Raw genomic sequence first — 11,611 nt, forward strand, 5'->3', positions numbered from 1 at the left:
GGAGGGACGGGTAGGTCCGGTTCCGGCTTCCTCCACTCGGCGTTTTCTGACACTCGGTGTTTCTGACAAGTCGGGAATGGATCCGGACCGTCTATCGTACATGATGACTGCGTCTTTTCGTTTCGGGGGTGTGGTTGTGATCGTGCTGGATACGACGGCGCAGCAGTGGATGTTGTTCTTCTTTGGTGATCTGTTCCCGACTGGAAATGAGGTTGGGTTGCGGTGGTTTAGTCGTGATTTGGTGAACGCGGCTGATGATGTTGATGTGTTGGCGGAGTACGCGGTGCGTGTGTTGGCGGCTGCGCGGCGGGCGGGTTCGGGTGCGGCGGTGGATGCTATGGAGCGGACGTTCGGGCAGTACACGTCGAGTCCGCCGGCGTATTTCGATCAGTTGGGGTCGCAGTTGCGGGGGTTGGGGAGGTATTCGCGGGATACGGCGACGTTGGTTGAGTATTTCAAGTGGATGTTGATCGCTGATTTGGTGGAGACGCTGGCGGAGTTTGCTTTCACGGTGGCGTGGAGTTGGTTGTACCCGGGTTTGTTGCCGCAGTTCGCGGCGCGGACGGCGGCGCGGCGGGCGGTGATCGGGCAGGTGCGTCGTCGGTTGGTGGTGGAGTTGGCGAGTGGGGCGGTGGTGGTGTTGGGGATGCAGGTGGCGATGGATGTGTTGGTGCAGAAGTTGCAGTTTTTGACGGGCGGTCGGGATGTGTGGGATGCGTCGTTGACGGAGGCTGCGGCGAAGACGGGTGGGTTGTCGGCGTTGTTCGGGGCGGGTATCGGGTTGGGGCGTGGTGGGTTGGGTCGGGACGGTGGTGGTTTTCTTGGCGACGTGGTGGACGGGATGTTGAACGAAGGGTTGACCACTTTCGCGTTGACGGGCGCGGTGGATCCGTTCGCGTTAACGGCGGGTGGAGTGGGTGGGGTGTTCGAGGGGTTGGGTGAGCGTCTCGGGCCCGGCAACCTACGGTTACCCGGCACCGAGGACAGTTGGGAGGCCGGCGGTGACGCCAACGCCAACACCAACGGTGGCAGTGCCGGCGGCGGTGGTGGCGGTGGCGGTGGCGACGGCGGGGACAGTGGACCGGTGACACCACCGCCCGGGTCCGTGGCACCTGGTGTGAACGGCAGCCGGGGGGACCGAGACCCGGTACCGCTGGAGGAGCCGGCCGACGACGCGGATGGTGCCGGGTCGACCTCGGCGGGCGGCCTGCCGCCGCTGGTCGGGACGCCGCCGCCAGGGCGGGAGGTCGGGTCGGGCGGCCTGCAGCCGGTGGACGCGCCCCGCGAGCAGACGGGCGACCTTGGATCGTCGCCGGTGCGTGATCGTTCCGCCGACGACGGGCCCGATCGGTCCGGGCTGTCGCAGCCGGCTCCCGATCCAACATCTGGTGGTACGGCGTCGGACGGCAGGAATGACAGGACCGGCACACCTGCTGTGTCCGACACATCCGGCGTGGCGCGCGTGTCGGTCGTCGCCGACGTCGGGTCCAGCCCGGACCACTCGGGCCAGGCGTACCACCCGGACCGCCCGGTCGAGACGACGACGTCCGCGACGACGTCCGCGGACGGGACCGTCACGTCGGTCACCGACCAGGTCGCAGAGGTCGAATCCACCGCACGGCCGACCGCTGAAATCGACTCTGTAGCGCAGCAGACGCCGATCCTGCTCGATGTAGCGGAGTCCAACGGCGTCGTCGCCACCAGCCCGGTGCCGGCCAGTGACCAGCAGACCATGCCCCCACCGCCGGTGGCCCAGACATCGGGCCTGCCCGAGGAACGCGCGGACAGTATGGACCCGGACCCGGACCCGGTCCCGGACCCGGTGCCCGCGTCGAGCGGCCCGGTCGTCGCGACCGTACCGCCGTGGCGAACGGACCCGCAGTGGGTGGGTGGGACCACCGGGAATCAAACGGGAACACCGCTGGCGGGACGCAACCGGCCTTCGGCGAACGGATCAGAGCCGACAGCAGACGTCCCGGCACCGAAGGATCCGACGCTGGCCGAGCGGGCGAAGACCGCTGTGTCGGGACCGGTGCCGGCGACCGAGGAGGGTGGCTCGGTTACGTCGGGCGAGTCGAGTACGCCGAGTATGCTCGCCACGCTGGGCGTTTCGAAGACGTCTGTTGCGTCCAATCTGGTGAAGGCCGTGTTCGGGTCCGGTGGCGACGGCGGGACGCGGGCCACCGGAGGGCCGTTGTCGCGACTGTTCGGGGAAACCGGCGGCACACAGGTCAGCCATGCCGATGACGGCGACATCGTCGGTGATCAGTCCCGGTCCGAGAACGAGGACATGGCAGACAGCATCGGTGACGGTGACACCAGCGAAGCGGGGCGGGCCGAATACCTCGACCACGCGGCGATATTCGAGACGAACCTGGTTGACTGGCTGGGTAGAAACGTGGAGGTTCTGGAGCAGGCCAACATCATGCTCCGGCCGTTCCGTGGTTATCCGAGAGAACTGGCGCTGGTAACCAGCGACGGGAGCGGACGCCGCCGGACACCGGAGCAGCATCGGCGGGAGCTCCAGCACCTTGACGAGGTCATCAAAGGTGACGATCTCGACGCGAAGATGGAGTTGCTGACCGCCCTGTATCGGTCGGGTGCGATGGCCCGGGTCTACGGGGTGACGTTCGAGATCCCGCAGGAGTTCTACGCCGAGCGGCGAGAGTTCGGCGGTGACTGGCACCGGCCGGAGTTCGCGGCGGACTCGGTGTACGTGTCGGCCGCGGCGCGGACCCAGGCTCTGGTACGGCGGGGCACCTCGTTGCCCGCGTACGCGATGATGAGCATGGCGTTGCAGGCGGCGCGGCGCGGTGGTCTGGAGGGCTTCGATCCCCAGGTCTTCCGTAGGACGTTGCTGGCGGGCATGGTCACGTCGGACGGTCACACGGCGCATGAGGTGTTGACGGCCGTCGCCTACGCGGGCCGGGGCAGCAATCCGCAGATCCTCCCCTATCAGAGCCATCGGCGGCGCTACCGCGCCATCGCGGGTCTGGACGAGAGCATTCTGCGCGCCAAGGTCGCGCCGGAGCACCTGTTCCCGGACGAGCGGCAAGATCAGCGTTTCGCCCGACCGGACATCGTCGACGATTTGTCGGACAGCGCCAGCTTCGTCACGGCAGAGTCGTCCATGACCGAGTCGTCCATGACCGACACTTTCACGACCACCGACCCGGTTATGGCCGACCCGGTCGACGAACAGGCCGTCGAGACATCTGCCGGCCAGGCTACCGGGCTGGGGCAGGTGGTCTACGAGCGTGAGGCGGCGAAGTTCGAGGAAGCCCTGGTCCAGTGGCTGCGCCAGGACGACGACGTGCTGCGGCAGGCTGACGTTCTGCTCACACCGTTCCTCGACAAGCCGGCGGAGTTGGCACGGGTGGCGTGGGACAGTGGCGGGCCCAGCCGGACGGCCGACCAGCGGGACTCGGATCTGCGGCATTTGCGGACCGTCATCGACGATAACGATCTCAGCGCGAAGATGGAATTGTTGACCGCCCTGTACCGGTCGGGCGGGATGGCGCGGGTGTACGGGGTGACGTTCGACATTCCGCAGGAGCTTGGCCGCCGGGACCCCGCGTTGCCCGCGTACGCGATGATGAGCATGGCGTTGCGGGCGGCGCGGCGCGGTGGTCTGGAGGGCTTCGATCCCGAGGTCTTTCGTAGGACGTTGCTGGCGGGGATGGTCAATCCGGGTCGGCGTACGGCGCATGAGGTGTTGACGGCGGTCGCCTACGCGGGCCGGACCCGCGAGCCGCGCATCCTCACCTATCACACAAACCCGCAGAGCTATCACACCATCGCCGGTCTGGACGAGAACGTTTTGCGGGACAAGGTCGCGCCAGGGCAGCTGTTCCCGGACGAGTGGCAGTCGGCCAGCGAGGGAAAGCATGGCGAGGTCCTGCCGGACGGCCACGGTGTCTTCTCCAGACCCGACGACTTGGACCTCGCGTCGTGGCGTCGGTGGAACACCCTCAGGAACCGGTACGGGTGGCTCTGGGAAGCCGATCTCACCGCTAGCCGGGCCGGCCGAGAGGCCGATCAGGTGGACGAGGTGTTCGCGCTTGACGTGGTGCTTGGCCAGAGCTGGGGCACGTACGGCGAGGAGACGCCTCCGACGTCTCGCCCGGACGCCCCGCCGATCACGGTCGACAGCTATGCCGCCGTTGGCGCGGCGCTGACGGCGAAGGGTGACCGTGCCGCGCTCACGGTCACCGATGGGGGAGGCGTCACCCGCGAGTTCAACGTGATCCGCGACGCGGCTGGCGACCTGGTGTTCCTCGACCCGAGCACACTAGGCTTGGCGGTGCTCCCAGCGGACCCACAGACCCTGAGCCTGACGTGGTTCGCGCGCGGCCAGGAGACGCCGGACGATCGGCAGGTGAACCTTGCGACGCCGTCTCCGGCGCCTTCGTCCATCGAGCCGGCTGACGTCGTGATCGAGCCCGCGCGTCCGCAGATGCCGACCGGGTCGAACTCGTCCGTTCAGAGTGTGCCAGCAAACCTGATTCTAGTGCTGTTTGGGCATTTGTTGTTCCAGCCCACGACGAACCTGGATACCGGGCTGCTGAGACTAGCGTCGAGCGTGTTTAAACGCGTGGAGCCGGTCGTGATCGCCGCTTACAACAAGGGAAGCAAATCGTTCCAGGTCGGCGGCAAGTCGTACGACTCGGCGGCGCTGGCTCAAGCGATCAAAGAGAGGATCGTCGGCCGCAACGGTCCGGTGTTCTTGATCGATCCGTTCATGAGAAACAACTCTCACGCCGCCGAGCGGATCGCGAAGGCGCTGGGCCGGGCGGTCATCGTACCCGCTGCCGATAGCCAGACGAGATCGGATCCCGTCCTCAGGATTTCCGGCACGCAGTGGTGGGTGGTGCACCCGAGACAAGCTTTGGCTCGTGGCCGAGTCGACTTCTATTCCGTCAACGGGAGCTGGGACGAGGCGGCCGAGTACGCGAAGCGCGGACCGGATCTGGCACCGGTTGACGACGCCAGGCGGGCGGAGGCCGAGGTCGTGACGAGGTCCGATCATAGCGGCAGAGCCAAGTACGAGCTGCGCCGCTACGAGCTCGCGCCCAGGCTGGTGGTGCGGGAGTACACGATCAAGGTGCACCTGGACGGTGTGGTGGACGACACGGTTGCCAGGAGCCGGATCGAGGGCGAGATTGACGAGGAACTCGCAGGGATCAACCGGCCTAGCCTGCGGCTGCCGGCCAGTGGCGATCGGGTGGTCGTCCGGTTGGAGTACGTCGACGATCCAGCGCGGGCGCATCTGTCCGTGACGGTAGCGGCGAAGGGAACCACCCACACGTCGTGGAACTCGAACCTGTGGTTCACCGACGAGCCGGCTGATCGGCGGATCGCGCAGCAGCTGATCGAGCATCTCGATGGCGGGCCGAACGGGTCCGTCTACCTGGGGTCGACCGCGAAGATGCTCGATGCCATCCCTCTCACGGACCTGCCGCATCCGTTGCCGCTGGCCGGTCCTGCTCACGGAGATGTGCCGGTGCCTCCAGCCCTTTCCGGATTCCGACGATCCGGCCAATCTCATCACGATTTGTCAGCGCCGAAGAAGCGTTGGGGTCCCTACCGCGAAGCGGAGGACGGCCCGCGTCGGCGTGATCCGTCGGAGTGGGAGTGGCGCCGCTTCCCGGTGACGATGCAGCATCGCCATGACCCGGCGAACGGTCCGAGTAAGCAGACGTTCTTCGAGCCGGTACGGCCGCTGGTGTTACGCAAGAGCGCTGGGCATGGCGCCGATGTGGACATCCGGCTGTTCGAGGTGGCCGAGGGCGTGTGGGTCCGTGAGTTCACGGTACGGATCGGAATACGGCGCGGCGAGGGCGTGTCGCGTAGGATGGCCATTCGGTTGCACGACGCCGTCCAGCGGCGAGTCGACGCCTATTTCAACAATGCTCCGCAGTTCATCGGTACCGAGTCGGGGCCGCCGCACCAGGTTCATGTGCGGGTCGAGTTCCGGTTGCTGAAGCCGACCGCTGCGGACCTTCCCGTCACGGTGACGGTCGTGTCGGGCGTCTCCGGCGACGCCAATACCTGGGGGCTGGGTGAAGCGCTGACAGGCGGATCTGTCGACCCGTGGTTTGGCGTGGCGGAGATGCTCGACGCTCTCGGGCTCGACGCGACACAGCGACCGCTGGACGCCGAGGAACTCGGCGTCCTGCCGGAGGAGGATCTGCGGCACCTGGATGAGCTGACGGCCGAGCCGGAACACCCGGAGTTCAGGTCCGCTCTGTCGGAGTCGATCAAGCGTGCCCAGGTGCTCGACGACGAGAGCTGGCATCGGTCGTCGCTGACCATGGACGAGGCATGGTGGTCCCGCCCGGACGACCCAGCGCAGCCGCAGCAGTGGGAATTCCGGCGCGCAGGGCTCACGCCTATCACGGTGGACACCAGTCTCGTCGAAGTCAGCGGTGACGGCTACCCGGATGGTCCGCTCCAGGTCGCCTATGACGGCGCTGGTCGTTTCGACCTGGCCCGGTTCGAGGTCGAGCACCCGGTCACCGGCAAGAAGACGTTGGTCCGGGAGCACACGTTGCGGTTGCACCTGAAGCTGACCAATGGCGTGTCCGAGGCAGAGCTCACCAGACTGAAGCGGCGGAGCGAAAGAGTCCTGTACGAGGTGAGCGCCGAAGGCAACCGGTTGCCCAACGGAGACCAGTTCGCCGTGCGCGTCGACTTCGTGGACGATCCCGCCAACGCGCACGAAATCGTCAGTGTCGCGAACGTGGCAACTGCCAACGCGCGCGGATATCACAGTCAGGACCAGTGGTCTTCGGGCATGAGTGACCAGACCATCCTGCATGAGGTCCTGCACTACCTGCTGCTGCGTGACGAGTACCGCGACCGGGTTGCCCTCCGGTCCACCGACGGCGGTCCCGGTCGCCAGAATCGCACCGACGATGGCGTGATGGGCGCCGCAAAGCTCTTTGATCGCCGGTCCTTGATGGCCAGGTACCTGTGGCAGATGGAGAAGCGCACCCAGGCCGTGACGCCGGTGCCGATCGACGGTCTCGCCGCTTTCGGAAGTCTGTCCGAGGCTCCGGACCTCACTCCGTACGACTGGCAGAACGGCAACTTCCTGTCACTGGAGCCCGGCCATGATTTCACCGACCCGGCCGACCTCCAGCCGACGGCATCGATTTTTGGCAACTCGACCGCGACGGTCACCCTCTCGCTCAGCCTCGACGAATGGCAGGATCTGGCCGGGTCGCGCGTGCCGCGACGGGTCGCGCTGCTCGCGCAGATGCTCGCGGCACGCCTGCCGACGGCAACGACGCCGGTCATCGTGACCAACCCGACCGGAGGCACGTTGTCGAGTGCGGCCGGCACCGGACTCGCCCGGGCGCTCGGCCGGCCGGTCATCGCTGCGGCCGCGCCGACCCCCGCGATGTTCAAGCACATACCCGAAGGATCAGCGCTGTGGAATGTCCACGGGCATGACACCACTCTGACCTTCATGGCCGAACGTTCCAGGCCGGTCGTCCGGGTGAACCTGCGCGACGCCAGATGGCGTGCCATCGACGACAATCCCGAGCCGGAGGTCGCCCTGTTCGTGAAGGTGCTCGCGGCACGCCTGCCCGCCGGAACGCCGGTGACAATGCTCGACCCGACCGGTGTCGGCGTGCCGAACATCGGTGCCGGGCTGGCTGCCGCGTTCGGGCGCCCGGTCATCACTCAGCAAAGTCCGCGCATCGACCCCTCGGCCACATCGGTATCGTGGCATGTCGACTGGTCCGATGGCGGCAGTCTGGCCTTGAGTAGTCCCGTCGTCAGGTTCGACGTCGCCGCCACGCTGGAGCAGGGAGTCACCCACGTCGGCGAGATCGCCGCAGCGCTTGACGGTGTGTCGGTGGTGACCGGTTCGGCGGTCGGCGACCAGCAGCTTCTTGATGCGTTGCGCGCCGGTTGGGTCACGTTGCTGCGGGTGTCGTACAACGACCCAGGACGGGTGGCGCGGGTTGTGCGGGAGATCGACCCGAGCCGGACCGAGAGCGGGCTGTTGATCGTCGTGGCCCCCGCGACGTCGGCCAGCGCGACCGCTCGTCTGCTGAACCGGCCGGTGATCGGGGTCGTCGAGGACGGTGGACTCTCCCGCTACCAGGTCTTCGGCCCCGACACCGGTCATCAGGCGACGGAGGAAGAGTCGCTGATCGAGGCCGTTAACCTCATCCACGATGGCGATCGGTGGATGAGTCCTCTGCTCGGCAGGCTCTCGTACTTTCCGGTACCGCCCGTTCTGCAATTCGCCGACAGCCGGCTCCGCAGTAGTCTGACCGACCTGAAGGCGCACCACGTCGACGGCACGATCACCTTCTACCCGACGGTCCTGTCGGACTATTTACTCCGCGATGCCATCACATCACTCGGGCGGGCGGTGGCCCCGGACTCGCCGCAGCGGAGTGAGGTCGCTGCATTCGTTCTGGATGTGCTGCTTGCCGTCACGGCCGTGCCGACGCGCCGCAGCCAGCCAACGGTGGGTGACCACGACAACCTCGACGAGATCGTCAGCCTGACCCCGCCGCGGGCCACTGAGGTGCTGAACGACCTCGCCATGGAGGTGGCGTTCCCGGACATCACGCCGGGCCGCGCCGGGATCCTGGAAAGCATCGGCTACGACAGCCGTCAGCCATTGGCGCAGCGGCTGGCGCGGCTGGCCCTGCTGAACCTGCACCCCGATTCCCGGAGCCAACTGGCCCGCGACGGCCTGTTCCTGGACATGCTGAACAGCCCGTTGCTGTGGGAGGCCCGTTACGCCGGAGTCGTCGGTACGGCGCAGCCCGCACTCGACCCCGTCTTGGCGGTGCACGACGCACAGGTCCGTACCCAGATGCCGACCATCGCGTCGGTGGTGTGGCTCGGCCGGTCGGTCACGGAGACAGTCGAGGCGCGGCTGAGCAACGTCCACGCCACCCTCGCGTCCAACGGTCCGGACCGCCAGCCCGTCGAGCGGTGGGTCGTGCAGGCCCGCACGACGTTCGATGAGATCGAGAACGACGTGCGGGCGCTGATCAGCGACCCGCCTGAAGGTGGTGAAGCCCAGGCGAGGCTGGAAGCTCTGACGGAGCGTTGGAGCCAGACCATGCAGGCCATGCCCCTGCCCCTGCACGCCGATGACGACTCCGATGGTTCGGTCGGCACGTCCGGCGAGGCGTATCGCGAGGCGCTGGGGCAGGTGATCGACCATCTCCAGGAACCCACGGAGACGATGACGACCACGTCGACGGGCTCGGAGGCTTACGAACGGGCTTTCGACGAGGCGTTGTGGTGGGAGGTCCGACTGGTCGGCGGCATAATGATCACCGCTGTCGTAGCCGGGGAGACGCGCCCGCTGCGTCTGAGCGCGGTATTCGTGGACGGCGACCGCCGGTTCGTCGTCGGCGACTCAAGGGTCATCACCCTCAGTGAGGCACGGACGCGGTCTGCCATGCAGGACTGGCGGGCCGCCGGTCAGTACCTGGCCGACGCCAGGACTTCCGCCTTGGCGAAAACCGGAGCGGACAGCGATTCCGAAGCCGGCCGGTTGACGGCCGGACATGGTGCGGATTCCACCGGGGAAGAGGTGACCGGTCCGTGGTCGCCGTCGAATCTGTACGTGCCGGACCGGGGACAGGGCGTGTACGCCAACTCTGGCGAGGTCGGGGTCGATCCCGTGGTCGACGAGCATTTTCCCTGGTTGCCGCAGGTGAACCTGATCATCCGCGAGAATCTCGATCCGGACGTTTTCGCCCTGGTCAAGAATGGTCAACTCAGCCTCGCGGCGGTGGACCGGGCCATCCGTGGCAGGTCGCGGCCGGGAGACCTGGCTGGTCTCGATCCGGCCGTGCGGGCCCGCATCGGCAAGCGGGATCTCCCGACGTCGTACAGCCTCACGAACTGCCACCTCTCGGTGCTCGCCGCGGAGATGACGTTCGCCGACCGCGAGGCGGATCCGTCGTCTGAAGTGGTGTTCGCGTCGCTGGACGCCGATCCGGCACTCATCTCCGGTCTGGACCGCGATGGTGACCCGGACTGGTTCCAGATGAGTTCCTATCAGCAACTGGAAACCTCGATGCGGGCCGCCGCCGAGGCCAAGTCGGCCCAGAGCCGCGAGCCCGGTCGTGAGCCCGGCAAGGAGAACGCCGCGGCTGCCAGCTCCCGCGCCAGGGTGCGGGTGCAAGCGGTCGAGGGCGGGATGTGGCACGAGATCATCGTGGTCACGCATGACCAGCTGGGTGTGGTGTACCTGGACCCGCAAGCAGGTGACCTCGCCAAACTGCCGGCGGATCCGTACGCGGTGTGGCTGCAGTCACCCACCGCCGCGCTGCGCACGGGTCCTCACCACAGCGACGCCGGACCGTTCGCGGAAGTGCCGGTAGCAGCACGGTCCGGCGTGGTCGGCGGCCTCTTCGACGCTCCAGTCAAGGAGCTGATCAAGCAGCCACGTCCCAATGCGGTGAGCATCGCGGCGTTGAAGGAAGCGGACCTGCACAAACTCGCCGCGTCCGAGGTATCGATGATGAGTCCGGGGGTGCTCAGGCTGCTGAGCGCCGGGCAGGTGGCCGCGCTGAATATCAGCATGCTCACCGCCACACAAATGGCGGAACTGACCGCCGACGCGATCAGCGGGATCAGGCATGACCAAGTAGCCGGTCACGGTTCAATTCCTAGTTCTAGCTCTTCTGTCCCCATGAACGATATATTCGCACAATTCACCGCTGACCAGTTCGCTGCCCTGCGTCCTGAAGCGATCTCCGGCCTGCGACCCGACCAATGGCAGAAGCTTTCGGATTCCGAGCCGCTCACCGCACTCTCCGCCGAACAGATCGCTCACCAGCCAGCCACGGCCGATTCGCTCCCACGAGGGCTGCCGCCCGGCTTGATAAAGTCTCTGCCGGACGGCGTGGTGACCCGTTTGTCCAGGGCCCTTTCCGTCGATCACGTCCGCGAACTCGCGCCCAGCGCTGTGCGGTCGCTGACGCGCGATCAGGTAGCCAGGATTCCTCCGGACGCGATCGCCGGATTGACGGCCGCTCAGGTGCAGGATATCCGACCGGCTGCGCTAGCGGGGTTGACGCCTGCCCAGCTGTTGAAGGTCACGCCCGACGCGATCGCGGGGTTGACGCCTGCCCAGCTGTTGAAGGTCACGCCCGACGCGATCGCGGGGTTGACGCCTGCCCAGCTGTTGAAGGTCACGCCCGACGCGATCGCGGGGTTGACGCCTGCCCAGGTGGACAGGTTCAAGCTATCGACGATTGCTGGGTTGACGGCTGCCCAGATGGGAAAGATGACATGGGCGTCCGTGAATGGTCTCAGTCGCGCCCAAGCGCGGACCTTGTCCGATTCCGCCGTCAAAGCGATCAGACCGGACCTGCTTCGGGATGACCCCGCCACCGGTGAACCGGCCACGATCGTTACCAAACTTGATGACCGACAGATCCCGCTGCTCCCCTCACTTGCCGAGCTGGGGTCGGCCACCACGAAAGGGCTCAGCGAAACAGCGATGTCATCGTTGACAGCGGCCAGATCAGATCGATCAGCATCCATGCTGTCGACGCGCTTTCTCCGAAACAGTTGATGATGCTGTCGCCGTCGTCGCTGGCTAATCTCGGGATCA

1 protein-coding gene is annotated in these 11,611 nt (G+C 66.7%); it reads left to right on the top strand.

Going from position 1 to position 11,611, the window contains the following annotated elements; all coding sequences use genetic code 11:
- Positions 1–136 precede the first annotated feature (136 nt).
- Positions 137–11,572, top strand: a complete 11,436-nt coding sequence (locus O7632_RS13290; RefSeq protein WP_278114448.1) for a hypothetical protein — start codon at positions 137–139, stop codon at positions 11,570–11,572.
- Positions 11,573–11,611: the final 39 nt, after the last annotated feature.

This window comes from Solwaraspora sp. WMMD406, from assembly GCF_029626025.1.
GTDB lineage: Bacteria > Actinomycetota > Actinomycetes > Mycobacteriales > Micromonosporaceae > Micromonospora_E.